The following is a 19040-nucleotide window of genomic DNA, read 5'->3' on the forward strand; positions in this document are numbered from 1 at the left end:
AATGTCGATGGTCGTGACAGTCATACGAGAGTTCCTTCGGTTTTGTCGGAGCGGACGATCAACCCGAGGCCTTCCAGCTCGGTCAGAGGGTCCGAGATGCTGCAGGTACCGAACGAGAGGAATCGGCGACGCACCTCGCCGGCCTCGTCCTCGGTGAGGTCGGCCAGGGCTTGCGCGATCGATTTTCCATCGCGCTGAGACAGTGCAGCAACAATTTCCGAACGATCGGCGCCCCGCCTCGCCGCGTCGACGGCCACCATGATGTTGAGGAAGCCGTGTTGCTCGAAGCCTGTTTCCGGATCGGTGTTGCGCACACCGTGGTGCAGTCCCGCAGTCGCCTTGAACGGGATATTCGCTCGGACAACGGATATCACCGCATCGGCGAGCTCTTCCTCGTTCGGGTACGCCTCGGCAACAATCCCGCCGGTGCGAAACTTTGCGGAATGCCCGGCAGTTTCGAGAGCTGTGAGATAGCCCGCGCGCCGATCACCTCGAGGCACCTCGACAAAAATGTCGACGTCGGGATGAGCGGCATGGACACGAGAGAGTTCCTCGAAGGCCGCATCGGCGTCCAACCCGTCAGGAATTCCCACCTCGACGGCGGCGACGTGAACACCAGGGATGGCGAGCGCGTTCGAGAGTGCGGCCGCCGTTTCGGATGGGCCGGCCGGCACGGTCAGACTCAGCGTCACCGGGCTGTCCGCTGAAACGTACGCAGCCAGTTCGCTCAGCCGCGGTGCGGGAAAAACGAAAGGCCCGACCAGTGCGTCGTAATCCGCCTGCAGGTAGGCGGCGTGGGCCGGAATTGCCTCGGCGAGAGGAGCATTGCCGGGTGGGAAGAGTGCTGCGTCGTCGCACAGGCCACGCAGGAGTGGGGAGATGATCGTCATTGCCTAGGCCCCCGCCCTGCCCAACTCCAGGCGTACGCTTCGTCCTCGCAGGCCAGGGCTCCCTCACCCAATTCGAGGGGCCGGAACGTATCGACCATCACGGCGAGCTCGTCGAAGAACTCGGCGCCGATGCTCCGCTCGTAGGCGCCGGGTTGTGGTCCGTGGGCGTGGCCGCCGGGATGAATAGATATCGAACCCTGTCCGATGCCGGAACCCTTGCGCGCCTCGTAGTCACCGCCGCAGTAGAACATGATCTCGTCCGAGTCGACGTTCGAGTGGTAGTACGGCACCGGGATCGACAGGGGGTGGTAGTCGACCTTGCGCGGAACGAAGTTGCAGATCACGAAGTTGTTCCCCTCGAACGCCTGGTGCGCCGGCGGCGGTTGGTGAACACGGCCCGTGATCGGCTCGTAGTCGGAGATGTTGAAGGTGTACGGGTACAGGCAGCCGTCCCAGCCGACGACATCGAAAGGGTGCGTGGGATAGACCATTCGGGTGCCGACGATGCCCGCCGACGTTCGGTGCTTGACCAGAACCTCGACGTCGGTTCCTTCGGCGATCATGGGCGCGATCGGTCCGTGCAGGTCTCGTTCACAGAACGGTGCGTTCTCGAGCAGCTGGCCGAAGCGGGAAAGATAGCGCTTGGGCGGGACGATGTGACTGTTCGCCTCGATGGCGTAGGCACGAAGTGGCTTGTCACCCTTGGGGATCCATCGATGCGTTGTGGACATCGGGATCAGGACGTAGTCACCTTCACTGGCCTCGAGTGCACCGAAGACGGTCTCGACGGTCGCCTCGCCAGATTCGATGTAGACCATCTCGTCGCCGATTGCGTTGCGATACAGGGGAGATGGCGCTGCCGCAACGACGTAGGACAATCGCACGTCGGCATTTCCGAGGATGAGACGACGGCCGGTTACCACGTCGGTCTCGTTCCAGGTGCTTTCGGGAAACAGCGTGTGGAGTTTCAGATGGCGCGGTTTGAGGGGATGGTTGGGGGTTGTGCTTTGATCGCGCAGTTCCCAGACCGTTGCGTCGACGATGGCCGACGGGATCTCGCGGTGGTACAGCAACGAAGAATCCGAGGAGAAACCTTCCTCTCCCATCAGTTCTTCGTAGTAGAGGTTGCCGGACTCGTCACGGTGTTGGGTGTGACGCTTCGGTGGGATGTTGCCGAGTTGTCGATAGAACGCCATGACGGGGCTCCTTCTGTGCTGTTCTGCCTGGCTCACCTCCACCAGATAGTAAACACATTAACTAAAATGATGTGATGAGCGCAACCCTCCAAGGGGGTTCGGGTCTATGTCAGTTACGTCCGCGTACGTCGAACTGGCTGCGGTTGGTGATCAGTTTGTCCAGGAGCATGACAAGAATTCGCTGTTCGGCCTCGCTCAGGACGCTTACCCAGGCGTGTTCGCGTTCGTTCTGCTCGCGAAAGGCTTCGACCATGGCTTCTCGGCCCTTGTCGGTCAGGTACAGCTGGACCGAACGGCCGTCGCTCTCGGTGGGCCGACGATCGATCAATCCGTCTGCCAGCAGCGACTTGGACAGATTCGAGACCGCTGCCCTACTCATGCCGGTGAGCTCGGCGGCAGCCTTCGGCTCGATCGGACCGGCCAGCCAGGTGACGAACAACAGCCTGAAGGAGGACCATGACCAGCCGCGAGGGCGGTGGATCGACGACTCGAGATCGTAGGTGACCACGTTGGAAGCCCGATTGAGTGTCAGTAGTACCTCGGTGGCCAGCTGGTCGCGAAAGCCGTGTTCGGTGGCCAGTCGCTTGTTGGCCAGTTCGATGAACGACCAGAAGTTCAGCACGCCGACGGTTGGCTGGTCATCGGTTGTCCGGTCAGTCATGGACTAACCCTAGCGCGATCTGCAGTTGATTAATCCGTGTATTAGATCCCTGGGATACGATGAAACTTCGCAACCCGGCACTGCGGTCAGGATTCTGAACGATCGTGATGCGCGTGACTGCGCGCAGCGACGAGTTTCCCATGGACGTCGACCTCATGTCGGTGGGGCAACTCGAGCGGAGAGGACGACTGACCACGGCGGTGGTCGAGATGCTGGCCGAGATGCCGTCGGATCGAATCCAGATGAAAGACGTCTCGGAGCGTTCAGGCGTCGCACTCGGAACGCTGTATCGCTACTTTCCGACCAAACAGCAACTTCTGGCTGCGGCGATGACGGCGTGGAGCGGTCTCGAATCGGTCCGTCGTCCTGAGAAGTTGCGGGCAGACGGTGGTGAGAACAACGCGTACGAGCGGGTTCTGGCACTTCATCGCCGCGAGATGAAGGCATTCGAGCGTAGGCCCTACTTCGCTCGGTTGGAGATCGAACTCCATTCGTCCTCGGATCAGTTCGTGATCGAGTCGTTGGATCTGCGCGCAGCGGCACATCGGAGAATGCTGTTCGAGTTGATGGACGGCGTCCCGGCCGAGACGGCGAGGGTTGCGGCCGTGGCAATAGGCGGCACGATGCTGACGGCCCTTGCGCTGTGGACCAGTGGCCGGATCGGATTCGCAGAGGCCCAGCGGAACGTCGAAGACGTCATCGGACTGCTAATTCGCTGAACGGTTGCAACCTAGAATTCAGTTCTAGTTTCTGCTGTCATGAACGCGAATTATCGCTTCGGCTTTGTGAAAACGAAGACGCAGGACGAGACCTTACCTAGAATTCACTTACAAATATGTCGGGGTGTCCGATCCAGGGATCGACGTATCCGTGAACTGTGAAAGTGAGTCGCAATGAAGCGCTCGTACCGAGTCCGCGCTCGAATCTGGATGGTTGTCCTGGCGTCGGCGACGCTGGTGGTGACGGGGTGCGCCGGTAGTAGCCAAGGTACGACCACGGATGCATCGGACGTGACGGTCGGAGTTGTCGGTGACCAGAACAACGGGGGAGAGCCGCGCTCGGGTGGCACCGTGTCGTTTGCCACCTACAACGGGATCAGTAGCCTCGATCCGGCTGACCGTCAGGACGGCGGTGCTACCGGTGGTAGCGAAATGGCAGCCATCTACGACCTTCTCATGCGCTTCGATACGGCGGCGGGCGAATACGTCCCCCACTTGGCGCAGTCCTTGTCGGCCAACGGCGACAACACGGTGTGGACACTGAAATTGCGCGACGGCGTCACCTTCAGCGACGGCACTCCGATGGACAGTGCGGCAGTCCTGTGGAGCATCGATCACTATCTGCAGAAGAAGGGAACTCACGCGCTGGTGTGGAAGACCGCTGTGCGCGAGACGAATTCACCGGATCCGAGTACGGTCGTCTTTACATTGGCGCAGCCGTGGGACGAGTTCCCGATCATGTTCACCACCGGTCCCGGCATGATCGTCGCGCCCTCGTCGATGGCTACCGGCACGTTCACCCCGATCGGGGCAGGCCCGTTCACCGTCGAGAAGTTCGCCTCCCAGGACGAATTGGTGCTCGCTGCCCGTCCGACGTACTGGGACGGGGCGCCGTACCTCGAGAAGTTGCGCTTTCCCGCAATCGTCAACGAGAAGAGCAAACTGGAAGGATTGCACACCGACGGAATCCAGGTTGCCTATCTGAAGTCTCCCGACTTCATTCACGAGGCTTTCGAAGCCGGTGATCCCGGATTTGTGTACTCGGCCAGCATGGCCGGAGTTCTGGCAATCAATCAGCGCGACGATCGGGCAGCGAAGGACGAGCGCGTGCGTAAGGCGATTGTCGCTGCGGTGGACCCGAATACGTTCAACGAGCGAGTTCAGGGCGGCTTCGGCGAACCCGGCACCGACATGTTCGCGTCGTGGTCGCAGTGGCACGGATCGGTGGCCGGGAACGGCTTCGACCCCGAGGCGGCCAAGAAGTATCTCGCCGAGGCGAAGGCGGACGGTTACGACGGAAAACTGACGTACGTCGGGATGAACGATCCGGCGACGCAGCGCAGCGCACTGACGTTTCAGTCGCTCTTGCAGGCAGTGGGTTTCACGGTCGACATCACCTACGCAACCAGCATCAACGATCTGATTTCCATGCTGTACGCGAAGCATGACTACGACGTGTCCTACTTCGCGTTCAACGTGCTGGAAGAGTCACCGTTCGTGCGTATGTACGGCAACCTGTTCAGCGAATCGCCGTCGAACATCCTCGGTTACAAGAACGCTCGGATGGACGAGTTGCTCGGCAAGCTGCAAACGGCGTCGGGCGAGGATGAGCGGCGAGCCGTCATCGACGATATTCAGACCGTGGTCAACGAGACGGCGCCGATGGCCGTGGTCAACTCCGGCAAGGTCTTCATCCCGTGGCGCGAGAACGTCCACGGAGTGACCCCGAGTGCGGACGGGATTCTGCTCTTCGGCAACACGTGGTTGAGCTGACCCCCGTGCGCCTTTTTGGTAGTGCCCACTACCAAAAAGGCGCACAGGGGCTTTGCCCCTATAGCTCCGCTCGTACCAACTTCGCGGCTTCGACGAGGTTACGCAGTGACGCCTCGACCTCGACGGAACCGCGGGTCTTCAAACCGCAGTCCGGGTTGACCCACAACCGCTCGACAGGAACAGCTTTGAGTGCCTCACGCAGGGATTCGGCAATCTCGTCGACGCTCGGCACCCGCGGCGAGTGGATGTCGTAGACACCCGGGCCGACGCCGAGATCGAACCCGACCGAACTGAGATCGTCGAGGACCTCCATGTGTGAGCGCGCCGCCTCGATGGACGTGACGTCCGCGTCGAGGCCGGCGATGGCGCCGATCACCGCTCCGAACTCGGAGTAGCACAGGTGCGTGTGGATCGCGGTGGAATCCGCGACGCCCGAGGTAGCCAACCGGAAGGCGCCGACCGACCAGTCCAGGTAGGCACGCTGATCCTCGGCGCGCAGTGGGAGTAGTTCTCGTAGAGCCGGTTCGTCAACCTGGATGATTCCGATTCCGGCGGCCTGCAGGTCGACGGTCTCGTCTCGAATGGCCAGTGCGACTTGATTTGCCGAGTCGACGAGGGGTTGGTCGTCGCGGACGAACGACCAGGCCAGAATGGTGACGGGTCCGGTGAGCATGCCCTTGACCGGCTTGTCGGTCAGGGACTGCGCGTACGTGATCCAGTCGACGGTCATCTGTTTCGGGCGGGAGACGTCGCCGTACAGAATCGGCGGACGCACGCAGCGGGTGCCGTACGACTGGACCCAACCGTTGGCGGTGGCGAAGAATCCGTCCAACTGCTCCGCGAAGTACTGGACCATGTCGTTGCGTTCCGGCTCGCCGTGAACAAGAACGTCTAGGTCCAGCTTTTCCTGGAGCGCAACAACTTCGGCAATTTCGGCGCGCATACGGTTGACGTACTCGGCTTCGTCGATCTCGCCCTTGCGCAGTGCTGCGCGAGCGATGCGGATCTTCGAGGTTTGCGGGTACGAACCGATTGTCGTCGTGGGCAGCGGCGGCAGAGAAAGCAGTTCGTCCTGGGCAGCGCGACGTTCGGCGGCGGGCGCGCGACCGGTCGCCGAGTTCAGCACGGCGTCCAGACGGCCTCGAACACTCGCATCATTGAGTCTGCGATCGTCCTTGCGGGTCGACGCGGCCGCTCGTGCCAGAGCGAACTCGTCCTCCACCGACTCTCGGCCCTGTGTGAGAGCGGTTGCGAGAGTTACTACTTCCTTGACCTTCTCGGTGCCGAACGCGAGCCACGAGCGCAGGGCCTTGTCGACATCGGCCTCTGCGTCGAGAGTGTACGGAACATGCAGCAGGGAGCACGATGTGGAGACGGCAAGAGTATCCACGCTGCCCAACAGAGCACCCAACGTGCTCAGTGCCGAATCCAGATCCGACCGCCAGATGTTTCGTCCGTCGACCACACCGGCGACGACCAGTTTGCGGGCGAGTTCGGGGACGGAGCCGATCGAATCCTGACCGGCCACCAGGTCGACGGCAAACCCTTCGACGCCGGTGGACGCAAGCGCGGGCAGCGCCTCACGCAGCGAACCGAAGTACGACGCCAACAGGATCGACGGCCGCTCGGACAGCGCTGAAAGCTGTTCGTACGCAGCGCGTGCCGCTTCGATTTCCTCGTCGGTGCGATCGCCCACGAGGGCCGGTTCGTCGAGCTGAACCCAGCTCGCACCGGCCTTCGCGAGCTGACCGAGTAGATCCGCGTAGAGGGGGAGTAGTTCGTCGAGTCGCGAGAGCAGCGGCTCGTCGGTGCCGACAGCCTTCGAGAGCAGCAGGAAGGTGACCGGTCCGATGACGACCGGGCGGGCTGCAATGCCGTCGGAAAGTGCTTCTGCCAGTTCGGACAAGACCTTGGACGGGTCGAGTGCGAACGTGGTGGACGGCGAGATCTCCGGCACCAGGTAGTGGTAGTTGGTGTCGAACCACTTCGTCATTTCGAGCGGCGCGATGGTGTCCGTCCCACGGGCAGCGGCAAAGTAGCGGTCCAACGGATCGGCGACCGACGCGACGCGGTCGGGCAGCGCGCCGAGAAGAACTGCGGTGTCGAGCATCTGGTCGTAGAAGGAGAAGGTATTGACCGGGACGGAGTCGAGGCCCAGGTCACGGAGGTCGGCCAAGCCCTGCCGACGGAGGTCACGGGCGACAGCCTGCAGGGCGTCGGCGTCGATGCGCCCTGCCCAGTAGCTTTCGGTTGCCCGCTTGAGTTCTCGATGAGGACCGATGCGCGGTGAGCCCAGCACGGTCGAAGTGAATGTTGTTGTCACGGAGTTTCTCCAGATTGCCAATGCACTGATGGCCACTGCCGGCAGACGGGTATACCTCACGAGACCCCGAGTTTCAGCGGGCAGCACTGCCCGCACCGCACGCGAGGTCCGATGGAGAGCTACACGCCCATTCCACGAGGCGGTGGACCGTCGGGCACGGCGTGCCCGACACAGTCGGCAGGTCTTCGGACTCGCGGGCACTCGATCGAGTTGGATCGAACCTACTGGCCGTCGCTTCCCAGGCGGATGCCCAGTGCACATGAACGGCGGTCGTTCCTGCTTACCGCTGCGGGACAGTCCCGGATTTTCACCGGGTTCCCTCTCACCCCGACAGCTTGCGCTGACGGAGCTTCGACGCCGGGACCGGTCTTCGGGGCTCCTCATGACCGTGCCGGGCGAACCAGCTGCATCGACCAGCATAAGGCCAACCCTCCCTGAACAGTCAAGGAGAGTCGGCGAAGGGCGCTATGCGCGTGACATGTAGGAATTCGAGTCCGGTGGTACGCGCGGAAGATTTTCGGAGGAACGTAGATTCTCCGCCATTTCGACAAGCAGATCCTGTGAAGACGGTGAGAGGTCGACGACACGGGAGGTGAGGTTCCGCAGGCGCACGTTGTGCAGCTGTTCGAGGAGGGAGAGGTCTGCCTCGCCACCTGAGATCGCGGGCGGAGTGTGATCGGACGGGGCGTAGAAGTAGTCCGGATGGACCTTGAAGAAGTGGGCGAGGGCGGCAACCACTTCGGGTGACGGATTGGTTCGGACGCCGGTGCGCAGTTGCGACAGGTACGGCGTCGAGATACGGCAGCCGAACTCGGTCATGCCGCGAACGACCATCGCGTTGGTGACGTGAAAGTCGGCAGTCTCGAACAGCGAGTTCAAGCGATCGTTGAACTGGTTCGACATGAGACGTCCCTTCCCCCGCTACGCACAGGCTCCGTCGGTTCAATTAACTGCATCATAGCCAGGTATCGAACGATTAGCTGTTTCGGATTCTCGCGAAGCGGTCGTTTGCAGGGAAAATCCCTAGGGTAGAAGGTCCCTACTTTGAGTGATCTGGACAAATCGCCATCACGAATCGAACGGCGAACTATTTGCCGGGGAAGGCTATTCCAGACGCGCGGATCAGAGCCAGCCGTTCGACTCGGCGATTCTGACGGCTTCCGCGCGCGTTGACGCACCCGTCTTACCCATCGCGGATGACAGATGATTTCGAACTGTCCCGGCAGACAGGAAGAGCGCCCCTGCGATGGCTGCCACGGGTGCGCCGTCGTGAGCGGCGCGCAGTACTTGGGTCTCACGCTCCGTCAGGGGCGACTCGCCGCTGACGAGGCTGTCGGCCGCAAGGGTAGGATCGACGACGCGCAGTCCGGCGTGGACACGCCTGACCGCGTCGGCAAGCTGCCTGGCGGGGGTGTCCTTGACGACGAACCCGCCGGCCCCGGCGTGCAGGGCTTTACGAAGAAATCCGGGACGGCCGAACGTGGTGACGATCAGAACCCGGGTGTCGGGCGCTGCCTCGCGAAGGGCCGCCGTCGCGGCGATTCCGTCCATGCCGGGCATCTCGACGTCCAGAAGCGCGACGTCCGGGCGGTGTTCGAGAACGGCGGACACCACCTCGTCGCCGCGACCGACCTCGGCCACCACGGACAGGTCGGATTCCAGATCGAGCAGCGCGGCCAAAGCTCCTCGCACGAGCGCCTGATCGTCCGCCAAGAGCAGCCGTATGGTTGCTCGATCGCCCTGGCTGTTCACTCTGTCTCCTGTTCGACTACCTGAAGTGCAAACCCCTGCGGCTGGGGATGAGTGATGATCACTCGTGCGCCCGACGCTCCGGCGCGCTCGCGCAATCCGATCAGACCGTTTCCGGAAGACGTCGACTCGGCCCCTCGTCCGTCGTCGACGACCGACGCACTATTCTCGTCGACCGTGATCCGGCAGTGGGTCGCACCGCTGTGTCGAACGACGTTGGTGACGCCCTCACGGATCGTCCATGCAAAGAGTTCCCGAAGACGCGTGGGAACCATGTCGGTGCTGCTCGGCACGTCGTCTTCGATACCTGCCGCACGCAAAGCCTCTCGCGCTCGGGCTATCTCGACGGGTAGCGAAATCCCACGAAATCCTTCGACGGCCGAGCGCACGTCTGCCAACGCGTCACGAGAAAGTCTTTCGAGGTCGTCGAGTTCGTTGCGCGCACGTTCGATATCGACATCGAGTAGGCGATTGGCCAGTTCGGCTTTGATCGTGATGACGGTCAGCGAGTGCCCGAGGATGTCGTGCAGATCGCGCGCCATCCTCGTTCGCTCCTCCATGATTGCCCGCTGCTCCTGCTCTTCGCGTTCATGGAGTATGGCGAAGTTGCGGCTGATCAGGGACATGATTCCCCAGGTCGCGAACGCGGCCGCGCAGACTCCGAGTGAGAGTCCGGAGTAGTTCCCCCATCCGGACGAGAGGCTGACTATCTCCACGGAGGCCGCGAACACCAAGGCGAGAATGCCGCCGGCGACGGTCGGCAACAGTGTCACCGCTGTCACCGCGAGGTACGGTGCTGCTGCCAAACCTGTCGGCCCGACGCTCACGATCATCACGGCGGCCAACGCGGTCAAGGCGGACAGAGCCAGTGCAGCTTCGCGAATCGTCGGCCGAGTCATTGTCATTCGACGTCGCTGCTGCGTTGTGGCGAACGTGTAGAGATAGAGCGCACTGAAGGCGACCGTCGCGAGAATCCCTGTCCAGCCGCGCAGTTCGTCGCGCAGATTCCATCCCTCGATCAGCGGCCCGCCGAGAAATACCATCCAGACCGCCGCGAAGAGAACGCCGAAACGATTCCGCCGCGGGAGCGCGACGGAATCTTCTCGGTCAGTCGTTTGCGACAACTACACACGCTCCGTATCTCGTTGGAACCGCCAGATCGCTCCGCCGGCGAAGATGGCGAACCACACCAGGATATTGACGATCCAGGTCCAGTGAATGCTATTGCCCGTCAACGGTGCGTGGGCGAGGGCGTTGATGCCGAACATCGGGGTGAACTGTGCGATGGTCGCCCATACGGAACCGTCGGTGAGTGGTACGAAGAGTCCGCCGCCGAATGCGAGCAGAGCCAGTCCCGGTCCGAGCAACTGCATGACGTTCTCACTGGGGAGTAGGTACCCCATGAACAGGCCGAAGGCCGCGAAGATCGATGATCCCAGCCAGGCGATCAATCCCGTTGTGAACCAGAGTGATCCGTCCATCTGCGCCGAGGTGAACGCGCCGACGACGTAGACCACGAGAATCGAGACGAGACCGAGCAGCATCGCCATGATCAGTTTGACGGCGATGTAGGCGACCGGGGTCAGGGGAGTCAGCCGAAGTTGTCGGCTCCACCCGGACGCTCGTTCGATCGAGACCATCGCGCCGCCGCTGGTGGTGGCCAGCATCGCGCCGTACAGGGCCATGCTGATCATGATGTACGCGGCGACATTGCCGTGCCCGATCCCGTGGTCGTCGTCGCCTTGACCGAGACCGAAGACGAGGAAGAAGACAACCGGCATGACGAGCGTGAAGATCATCGTGCGCCGGTTGCGAGTCAGGCGACGAAATTCCAGTCGCAGTAGCGTCGTTTTGAATCCGCCGAGAGGTACGACGGTTCGCTCGGCTCCGTAGGTATTCGCTTCGGTTGCAGTGGTCATCACTTCTGTCCTTCGGAGTTGTTCGACGTGAGTGCGATGAATGCGTCTTCGAGGCCACGCGAGACGATTTCGAGATCGCGAGCCTGCGTATTGGTCAACAGGAACCGTGCAACGGCATCGGTGTCGCCCGAGTGCACGAGCAGCGACTCACCGCGCACCTCGACGGCGTCGGAGTTCGGTATGGCTCGCAGGAGTTCGTCGGTGATGCCTGGAACAGTCGCGCGCAGGGTGCGTCCGGACGCCATCGCCTTGACCTCGGCGGTGGTCCCGTCTGCGACCACGGTGCCTTGCCTGACCAGGATGATGCGGTCGGCGTAGACATCGGCCTCTTCGAGGTAGTGCGTCGCAAAAAGCACAGTGCGACCGTGATCTGCGTCGGCGCGGATGGCGGACCAAAAGTCCCGACGCCCTTCGACGTCCATGCCGGTGGTGGGCTCGTCGAGAATGAGCAATTGCGGGTTCGACAGCAACGCCATCGCAAATCGCAACCGCTGTTGTTGTCCGCCTGAGCATTTGCTGACCAGGCGATCGGAGATGTCGAGGATTCCGGCTCTCCCCAGCACTTCGTCGACCGGACGGGATTGGGAGTACAGGCTGGCGGTCAGCTGCACAGTCTCGGCAACCGTCAGCTCTTTCAGTAGTCCGCCGGTCTGCATGACTGCCGAGACGAGTCCGCGGGCAATCGCCGATCGAGGTGACATTCCGAAGACGCTCACCTCGCCTGACGTCGGCCGGGACAGGCCGAGGATCATGTCGATGGTTGTCGTCTTGCCTGCGCCGTTCGGGCCGAGGAACGCGACGATCTCGCCGGGGCGGATGCTCAGGTCGATACCTTTGACGGCGTCGACGGTTCCGAAACTCTTGCGAAGTCCGGTCAACCGGACGGCGTCGTGTGCCGATCCTTCAGTGCGTGTATGCAGTGCCTGTGGTGAATGCCGTGCCTGTGTTGAGGTCATACATAGAATCTGCTCGCTTCGAGGTCGTGATCCCTCGTCCGTCCGTCATTCTTCTGCCATGACATTTGTCATCGGGTCGGCCGGTATCTGTTTCGGTGCAACCTGACCGAGGCGCGCGAGGACCAACCCCGCGATGATTGCTGCGCCACCTACAGCTTGGAGTGCGGTGACGGATTCCCCGACCAGGATCCACGCGGCGACGACCGCGCACAGCACTTCGGTCAGCGCTACCAGAGACCCGATTGTCGGCCCCAGCAGCGTGATCGCGGCGATGCCGGTGAGATAGGCAATGACAGTGCTGACCAGGACCAGGACCACCACCGGCAGCCACACGTTCACCGAATGGTCTGCCACGACGGCGTTCGAGGCCGAGAACTGGAGGGGGAGGACGCCTACGAGTCCGAGCGCGCCGATGACCACCGCACTGACCGTGAGCCCCGATGCCGCGAGCACAACAGGATGGAGATCACCGTCCGCACGTTCGGAAATGACGAAATAGACTGCAAGGCATGCCGCGGCGGCCAGTCCCCAGGCGACTCCGACGGCACTGATCTCTGCCGATCCGAAGACGTCGATCACCACGGCGGCGCCGATCAAGGCCACCGCCGCACCGAGAAGCGTCTGCACGCTCGGACGCGCGCCCTTGGTTATCCACACCCACCCGATGACGATGATCGGTGCAAGGTACTCGAGAAGCAATGCGACGCCGACCGAAAGATGTTGCACGGCATTGAAGAAGCACAGTTGAACGCCCGAGATCGCGAACACCCCGTACAGCAGTACCGTTCGCGTGTGGGTGCTCACCTGTCGTAGGCGAGGCCATTGGGTGGCTACGGCGATCACCATCATCACCAGTGCGCCGCCGGCAACGCGCGCGAACACTGCGCCGCCGGGGGACCACCCTGATTCGATGAGAGATTTCGCGAACGGGCCCGATACGCCGAACGTTGCCGCGGACAGCAGAGCGAAGATCAAGCCGTTGCGAGAGTTCACGTCGTCACCCGTCAGGAGTAAAAGCGATTACGATGCTGACATTAGGTTGATACGGCTCAGGAGTCAAAGTGCATTTTGCTGGTGACACGGAATCGGCGCTCGTCTTCGCCGCGTCGTTGGTCAACACGGCCCGCGGCGGGGCCGAACTGCTTCCGGATCAAGAGGAGCTGACACGGTTTCTCGACGCGGATCGCTGGACCGGCAGGCGGGACGGCACACCGGAGGAATTGACGGCGGTTCGTGCGCTGCGTCCACGACTGCGAAAGTTCTGGGAAGCCGCGGGAGTGGACGACGCCGTCGAGGTGGTGAACACACTGCTACTCGAATCGGGCGCGAGGCCGCGGCTCACCAGGCACGACGACCTCGGCTGGCACCTGCACGTCACCGCTGACGATTCGCCACTGGTGGACCGGATGGCCGCAGAAGCGGCGATGGGTGTGCTCGATCTGATCCGAACCGACGAATTCTCTAGGTTGCGATGGTGCGAGGCCCCGGACTGCGAAGCGGTCTTCGTGGATTTGTCGCGCAATCGTTCGAAGCGATACTGCGACACCGGGAACTGTGGGAACAGGGCGCACGTCGCCGCCTATCGTGCCCGTAAATCCGGGGCGTGACCAAGCGGCGTTCGGAGGGATAGAACCAGGCTGAGTGAATACCTTGTCGGGAGCCAGGATCGGTCTAGCGTTGTGAATTCGGAACAGATTTCGCGAAGCCAGGAGGATGGTCGGTGGCCGATCGTAGGCGTCCACTCAAGACGGTGACCGGTGTCAGCGGGGCGGTGAGTATCTACGACGCCGCGATCGATCCGACGACTTCGACGGTCGCGTCCGCGATCGACGTCGCAAAGACGGCCGAGGCGAACAAGATCGACGGACTGTTTGCCGCCGACCTGCTGAGTTTCGGTGCGCAGGGCGCGATCGGTGCGCAGGAGCCGTTGATCTTCCTTGCCGCGCTGAGTGCGGTCACCACCCATGTGGGGCTCATCGCCACCGTCACGACGACGTTTCATCACCCATTCAACCTGGCACGGTTGTTCGGCACCCTGGACCACGTCAGCAATGGTCGAGCCGCATGGAATGCCGTCACTTCCTCACTCGGAGAAGAGAACTACAGCGACCTGGACCTGCCGAGTCCGGAGGAGCGGTACGCCCGAGCGGCCGAATCGCTCGAGGTGGTCAACGCGCTCTTCGACAGCTGGAAGCCCGGCGCCTTGATCCGGGGAGAGGGCTCTGCGGTGCTAGATCCGTCGAGGGTGGTCCCCATCGAGCACCGAGGCAAGTACTTCACCGTGCAGGGGCCGTTGAACATTCCATCCCTGCCGCAGCGTCGTCCGGTCCAATTCCAGGCAGGCCAATCTGCCGGAGGTATCGAACTGGGTGCTCGCTTCGCCGAGGTCGTATTCACTTCTCTCGCAACCTTCGAGGACGCGGTCACCTACACGAAGACGATCCGCGCCAGGGCGGCAGAGTTGGGGCGTGGGGACGAACTGCCACTGATTTTCAGCTCGTTCCACGCAACGTACGGCGCTACCGAAGCCGAAGTCGAACGATTGGTCAGAGAAGCCGAGGAATCGACGGACTTCGACGCCGGACGCACCAGGCTTGCCGACATGTTCGGCGGTGACGTGGATTTCTCGGAATTGCCGCTGGATCGGTCGATCCCGGAGTCGTTGTTGCCGGACCCGTCGTCGGTGAATCGACGACGGGGCCGGGTCGAGATCTTCGGCAAGCTCGCATCACAAGGAAAGACTCTGCGTGAGTTGATCATCGCGTCCAAGGACACCGGCCACTGGGCAGCGGCGGGCACCCCGGAACAGCTCGCGGACGCGATCGAGGAACGATACGACGCGGGCGTACTCGACGTCATCACGCTCGGTGACCTTGCCGATCCGCGTACACGCGATTTCGTCACGAACGGGCTGCTGCCGGAGCTGCGCAAGCGCGGAATCGTGGGATCCGACTACGTCGGCGGTACCTTTCGCGAAAACCTCGAGTTGCCAACGCTGCCAACGGTTTCCGGTGTCTAGTTGTTGGAAGCGAGTGAGCGCATGAAGAACATGAGGTTGGCCGGTCTTTCCGCGAGGCGACGCATGAAGTAGCCGTACCACTGGCTGCCGTAGGGAACGTAGACCCGCAGGTGATTGCCTTCGGCTACCAATCTGCGTTGTTCGCCGTCGCGGATGCCGAAGAGCATCTGGAACTCGAAATCCGCGGCTGTCCGCTCGGTCAGTGTGGCGAGTTCGAGGGCGGCGTCGATCATGGTGGGATCGTGGGAGGCGACCATCGGGTACCCGTCACCTTCCATCAAGACCTTCAGGCAACGCAGGTACGACGCGTCGACTTCGCCGGCCTTTTGGAACGCGACGACGGCCGGTTCCTTGTATGCACCCTTGCACAGCCGAATTCGTGAACCTGATCCGGAGAAGTGCCGGCAGTCGGCCTCGGTGCGGTGTAGATACGCCTGCAGGACCGTGCCGAGCGTCGGGAAGTCGCGGCGCAACTCTTCGACGATGGACAGTGTCGAGTCGGTGGTGGTGTGATCCTCCGCATCGACGGTGACCCACGCGCCCACTTCGTCTGCCGCTGTGACGATTCGGTGAGCGTTCGCCAGGGCGATCTTCTCGCCGTCACCGGGAAGTGACTGCCCCAACGCGGAGAGCTTGAGCGAAACCTCCAGGGAGTGTTGCGTCCCGGCAATCTCGGAAAGCGTTGCGTACGAGCGGAGAAGGGAGAGATAGGCGTCGACGGTAGCTGTTGCCTGAGCCGGATCGGTGGTGTCCTCGCCGAGGTAGTCGACCGTCACGAACCGGCCACTGGTGAGGATGTTGCGCACCGCTGACATCGCTGCGGGTTCCGCGTCCCCGGCGACGAACCTGTCTACAAGCTTGCGGGTCAAGGTCATCCCGGAGACTGTCTTCTCCAGTCGCGACGAGCGTGCCGCCGCGAGGAGCACCGGGCGCAGTGGGTTGCTCAGCGAGACGGCACTCATCAACGGTTCTCGCTCTCGGCTGGATCGACGTCCTGGTGGGGGTAACGATGATCGGTGGGAGGAACGAAGGTTTCCTTGACGGTGCGTGTCGACGCCCAACGGAGCAGATTCTGCGGCGAACCGGCCTTGTCGTTGGTACCCGAAGCCCGCGCACCTCCGAAGGGTTGTTGTCCGACAACCGCTCCCGTCGGCTTGTCGTTGACGTAGAAGTTTCCGGCGGCGAACCGCAGACCATGATGAGCTTGATCGACGGCCGCACGGTCGGTGGCGATCACGGCGCCGGTCAGGGCGTAAGCGGATCCGCTGTCGACGCGCGCGAGGATGTCGGCGTAGGCATTGGGTGCGGAGTCGTCGTAGACGTGAAGCGAAAGGATGGGACCGAAGTACTCGGTGCTGAAGGCTTCGTCGCTCGGGTCGTCACCGAGTAGGACCGTCGGTGAGATGAAGAATCCTTCACGGTCGTCGTAGTCGCCGCCTGCTGCGATGGTGAGGCTGCTGGTCGACTTGGCGCGGACGATCGCGGCGGCGTTTCGGTCGAACGAACGTTGGTCGATGACGGCGCCGCCGAAGTTCGTCAGGTCGGTGACGTCTCCGTACTTCAACGTCGACACAGTGTCGATGAACGTGTCGCCCATCTTGGCCCACACCGACTTCGGGATGAACGCCCGTGATGCGGCCGAACATTTCTGGCCCTGGTAGTCGAAGGCCCCGCGAATCAATGCCGTCGTGAGTACGTCCGGGTCAGCGGAACTGTGTGCGAGTACAAAATCTTTGCCGCCGGTTTCGCCGACGAGACGCGGATACGTCCGGTAGTTCGAGATGTTGGCTCCGACCTCACGCCACAAACGCTGGAACGTTGCGGTGGATCCGGTGAAGTGGATACCCGCCAGTCGGGGGTCGGCAAGCGCGACCTCGGACACCAAGGGGCCGTCGCCGAGAACAAGATTGATCACCCCGGGCGGGAGGCCGGCAGCTTCGAGTAGTTGCATTGTCAGGTACGCCGCGACGGCCTGCGTGGGTGACGGCTTCCAGATCACGGTGTTGCCCATCAGGGCCGGTGCTGTGGGGAGATTTCCGGCGATGGCGGTGAAATTGAAGGGAGTGATCGCGTAGACGAAACCTTCGAGTGGACGATATTCGACGCGATTCCACACTCCCGGAGCGGAAACGGGTTGGTCGGCGAGTATCTGACGTGCGAACGCGACGTTGAAACGCCAGAAGTCGATCAGTTCGCAGGGCGCGTCGATCTCGGCCTGGTATGCGGTCTTCGACTGGCCGAGCATTGTTGCGGCGGCGATGGTTTCGCGCCACGGGCCGGAAAGTAGATCGGCGGCGCGGAGGAAGACCGCAGCGCGGTCGTCGAACGAGAGGTCGCGCCAGGCCGGGGCGGCGAGTGTGGCGGCGTCGATGGCATCACGAACGTCCGAGTGGGTTGCGCCCGCATACGATCCGAGCACCGAACTGTGACGGTGTGGTTGAACAACGCTCTCTCGCTTACCTTCCGCAGTTCGGTGAATGCCGCCGATGACCTGCCTGATGTCGGTCGGCGATTCGGCCAGTTCGGTCAGTTTCGTACGGAGGCGCGATCGTTCCGGGCTTCCCGGCGCGTAATTGTTCACCGGTTCGTTGGCTGGGTGGGGGACATTGGTAACGGCGTCCATGACGATCCTTCGGCAGACTCAGGAGTGGGCAGTTGTCGTGTCGTGAACCAGTCAAGTCGAAAGACGTCGGCGAGTAATCCGCTGAGCGGCCAAACATCGGTGTCCGTGTTTGTCCGATCGGCTGAACCGTTTTCGCAGGAAAATGCACTATTCTCGAAGTTGAGGCATTGCGGCGGTCCGGAGAGTGGGTGGTACGTGTCTATCCGTGGGGTCAGGCTCGACGCGGTCCTTCGGGCGCTGGGCGGAGCTTTTGTCGAGCTCGTCCTCGCGCCGTCAGGTGATGACGTCTTCGTCGACTCCGTGGTGTTCGCAGAGGTCGGGGACCTCACGCGCCCCAGAACCGCGGCCGTCGAATCCTCTGAGCTCTGGCTCGCTGTCGGTATCGGCGCAGCCGAATTGGCGGCCTGGCTGAACCGCCTCGATCAGAAGGGATCAGCGCCTCGGGCCGTCATGTCGAAGGAGGCCTCGGACACGTCGGTGCGTGCGGCGGCACAGCGCGCCGGGATCGCCTTGATAGCGGTCCATCCGGATGCTCGTTGGGATCGATTGTTCACGACCATCCGGGGCGTGCTCGATCATTCGGTGTCCCGACAAGATTCGGACGACATCGTATTCGGTAGTGACACAGACTTGTTCGAGCTGGCGCAGAACGTCGCCGCAATCACGCGGGGGATGGTCAGCATCGAGGACGATCATTCCCACGTCTTGGCTTATTCGGCATCGGGAGATGCTGCGGACGAGCTCCGCCGGCAATCAATCCTCGGCCGTGAAGGACCTCGCGAATACCTCAGAAAGCTACAGGAGTGGGGCGTCTTCGAGAGCCTGCGGCGAAGCGACGACGTAGTGGAGGTGCCTGCGCACGAAGACCTCGCGATCAGGCGACGGTTGGTGGTTCCGATTCGGAGAATATCCGACAATGTCAAGGGGGAGAGCGGTTTCAGCTCTGATCTTCTCGGCACGATCTGGGTGCAGGAAGGCCCGGTTCCCATTGCCGGCGATGCCGACAGCGTGCTCCGCGGTGCCGCGGCCGTTGCTGCTCGGCTGATTTCGCGCATCCGAGACGCGCCGAGTAACGAGGCGATACAGATTCAGCGGTTGCTCGGGGTTCGCGGCGGCGGTGTCGACGTTCCTTCGCTCGCGGCCTCGTTGACCATCCCGATGTCCGGACCGGCGATGGTGGTCGGAGTGGCGAGTATCGGAAACGGTGGGCTG

The 19040-nt window shown here is 62.4% G+C and carries 16 protein-coding genes, 1 pseudogene and 1 riboswitch; of the genes and pseudogenes, 5 read left to right on the forward strand and 12 right to left on the reverse strand.

Annotated features, from left to right (window positions below):
* Window positions 1-20 precede the first annotated feature (20 nt).
* The 3 genes from A2J01_RS33850 to A2J01_RS33860 all read right to left on the reverse strand — a co-directional run bounded on the left by A2J01_RS33850 (window position 21) and on the right by A2J01_RS33860 (window position 2747).
* The gene (locus A2J01_RS33850; RefSeq protein ID WP_030535303.1) at window positions 21-890 is read right to left on the reverse strand and encodes a hypothetical protein; all 870 of its coding nucleotides are present in this window, start codon (window positions 888-890) and stop codon (window positions 21-23) included.
* Window positions 887-2086, reverse strand: coding sequence for a homogentisate 1,2-dioxygenase (locus A2J01_RS33855; RefSeq protein ID WP_030535304.1), 1200 nt, complete (start codon window positions 2084-2086; stop codon window positions 887-889). Before A2J01_RS33855 ends, A2J01_RS33850 begins: the two co-directional genes overlap by 4 nt.
* Before the next feature lie 109 nt (window positions 2087-2195).
* On the reverse strand, window positions 2196-2747 hold the full coding sequence (locus A2J01_RS33860) for a MarR family winged helix-turn-helix transcriptional regulator (protein WP_064114427.1): 552 nt from the start codon (window positions 2745-2747) through the stop codon (window positions 2196-2198).
* A 104-nt stretch (window positions 2748-2851) separates the two neighbouring features.
* Between A2J01_RS33860 and A2J01_RS33865 the strand changes: the two genes are divergently transcribed.
* Complete coding sequence (locus A2J01_RS33865) at window positions 2852-3466, forward strand: TetR/AcrR family transcriptional regulator (RefSeq protein WP_082901005.1); 615 nt, start codon at window positions 2852-2854, stop codon at window positions 3464-3466.
* Between the two features lie 174 nt (window positions 3467-3640).
* On the forward strand, window positions 3641-5239 hold the full coding sequence (locus tag A2J01_RS33870; protein WP_007733602.1) for an ABC transporter substrate-binding protein: 1599 nt from the start codon (window positions 3641-3643) through the stop codon (window positions 5237-5239).
* 58 nt (window positions 5240-5297) lie between these two features.
* Here A2J01_RS33870 and metE read toward each other — a convergent pair whose 3' ends face one another.
* From metE to A2J01_RS33905, 7 genes are all read right to left on the reverse strand, one after another.
* Window positions 5298-7562: a 5-methyltetrahydropteroyltriglutamate--homocysteine S-methyltransferase gene (gene metE, locus A2J01_RS33875; RefSeq protein ID WP_064114433.1), complete on the reverse strand. Its 2265-nt coding sequence runs from the start codon at window positions 7560-7562 to the stop codon at window positions 5298-5300.
* Between the two features lie 159 nt (window positions 7563-7721).
* A riboswitch (cobalamin riboswitch) is annotated at window positions 7722-7946 on the reverse strand.
* An 81-nt stretch (window positions 7947-8027) separates the two neighbouring features.
* The gene (locus tag A2J01_RS33880) at window positions 8028-8465 is read right to left on the reverse strand and encodes a helix-turn-helix domain-containing protein (RefSeq protein WP_003940179.1); all 438 of its coding nucleotides are present in this window, start codon (window positions 8463-8465) and stop codon (window positions 8028-8030) included.
* Between the two features lie 219 nt (window positions 8466-8684).
* Complete coding sequence (locus A2J01_RS33885) at window positions 8685-9314, reverse strand: response regulator transcription factor (protein WP_003940330.1); 630 nt, start codon at window positions 9312-9314, stop codon at window positions 8685-8687.
* The gene (locus A2J01_RS33890) at window positions 9311-10435 is read right to left on the reverse strand and encodes a sensor histidine kinase (protein WP_064114428.1); all 1125 of its coding nucleotides are present in this window, start codon (window positions 10433-10435) and stop codon (window positions 9311-9313) included. The genes A2J01_RS33885 and A2J01_RS33890 overlap by 4 nt, the downstream gene beginning before the upstream one ends.
* A complete protein-coding gene (locus tag A2J01_RS33895; protein WP_064114429.1) occupies window positions 10436-11230 on the reverse strand; it encodes an ABC transporter permease in 795 nt (264 codons plus the stop codon).
* Complete coding sequence (locus A2J01_RS33900; RefSeq protein WP_042921758.1) at window positions 11230-12186, reverse strand: ABC transporter ATP-binding protein; 957 nt, start codon at window positions 12184-12186, stop codon at window positions 11230-11232. The genes A2J01_RS33895 and A2J01_RS33900 overlap by 1 nt, the downstream gene beginning before the upstream one ends.
* A gap of 45 nt (window positions 12187-12231) precedes the next feature.
* Window positions 12232-13179 (reverse strand): EamA family transporter, encoded by a 948-nt coding sequence (locus A2J01_RS33905; protein WP_003940332.1) that lies wholly within the window; start codon window positions 13177-13179, stop codon window positions 12232-12234.
* A gap of 68 nt (window positions 13180-13247) precedes the next feature.
* Here A2J01_RS33905 and A2J01_RS33910 point away from each other — a divergent pair, with 68 nt between their 5' ends.
* Window positions 13248-13793, forward strand: coding sequence for a CGNR zinc finger domain-containing protein (locus A2J01_RS33910; protein ID WP_003939872.1), 546 nt, complete (start codon window positions 13248-13250; stop codon window positions 13791-13793).
* 113 nt (window positions 13794-13906) lie between these two features.
* Window positions 13907-15205, forward strand: coding sequence for an NtaA/DmoA family FMN-dependent monooxygenase (locus tag A2J01_RS33915; RefSeq protein WP_064114430.1), 1299 nt, complete (start codon window positions 13907-13909; stop codon window positions 15203-15205).
* Here the strand turns inward: A2J01_RS33915 and A2J01_RS33920 are convergent.
* A complete protein-coding gene (locus tag A2J01_RS33920) occupies window positions 15202-16167 on the reverse strand; it encodes a proline dehydrogenase family protein (protein ID WP_064114431.1) in 966 nt (321 codons plus the stop codon). The genes A2J01_RS33915 and A2J01_RS33920 overlap by 4 nt on opposite strands.
* Complete coding sequence (gene pruA, locus A2J01_RS33925) at window positions 16167-17828, reverse strand: L-glutamate gamma-semialdehyde dehydrogenase (protein WP_030535314.1); 1662 nt, start codon at window positions 17826-17828, stop codon at window positions 16167-16169. The genes A2J01_RS33920 and pruA overlap by 1 nt, the downstream gene beginning before the upstream one ends.
* Window positions 17829-18023: 195 nt before the next feature.
* On the opposite strand from pruA, the pseudogene A2J01_RS33930 reads away from it, so the two are divergent.
* Window positions 18024-19040: pseudogene (locus tag A2J01_RS33930) on the forward strand (PucR family transcriptional regulator); the annotation flags it as partial.

Source organism: Rhodococcus sp. EPR-134, from assembly GCF_001647205.1.
Taxonomy (GTDB): domain Bacteria; phylum Actinomycetota; class Actinomycetes; order Mycobacteriales; family Mycobacteriaceae; genus Rhodococcus_F; species Rhodococcus_F qingshengii.

Bases quoted from the DNA above. Each gene is read 5' to 3' on its own strand.
- pruA (WP_030535314.1), bottom strand. From the start codon at position 17,828: ATGGACGCCGTTACCAATGTCCCCCACCCAGCCAACGAACCGGTGAAC.
- A2J01_RS33855 (WP_030535304.1), bottom strand. From the start codon at position 2,086: ATGGCGTTCTATCGACAACTCGGCAACATCCCACCGAAGCGTCACACC.
- A2J01_RS33900 (WP_042921758.1), bottom strand. From the start codon at position 12,186: ATGACCTCAACACAGGCACGGCATTCACCACAGGCACTGCATACACGC.
- A2J01_RS33895 (WP_064114429.1), bottom strand. From the start codon at position 11,230: ATGACCACTGCAACCGAAGCGAATACCTACGGAGCCGAGCGAACCGTC.
- A2J01_RS33880 (WP_003940179.1), bottom strand. From the start codon at position 8,465: ATGTCGAACCAGTTCAACGATCGCTTGAACTCGCTGTTCGAGACTGCC.
- A2J01_RS33860 (WP_064114427.1), bottom strand. From the start codon at position 2,747: ATGACTGACCGGACAACCGATGACCAGCCAACCGTCGGCGTGCTGAAC.
- A2J01_RS33850 (WP_030535303.1), bottom strand. From the start codon at position 890: ATGACGATCATCTCCCCACTCCTGCGTGGCCTGTGCGACGACGCAGCA.
- A2J01_RS33920 (WP_064114431.1), bottom strand. From the start codon at position 16,167: ATGAGTGCCGTCTCGCTGAGCAACCCACTGCGCCCGGTGCTCCTCGCG.
- A2J01_RS33870 (WP_007733602.1), top strand. From the start codon at position 3,641: ATGAAGCGCTCGTACCGAGTCCGCGCTCGAATCTGGATGGTTGTCCTG.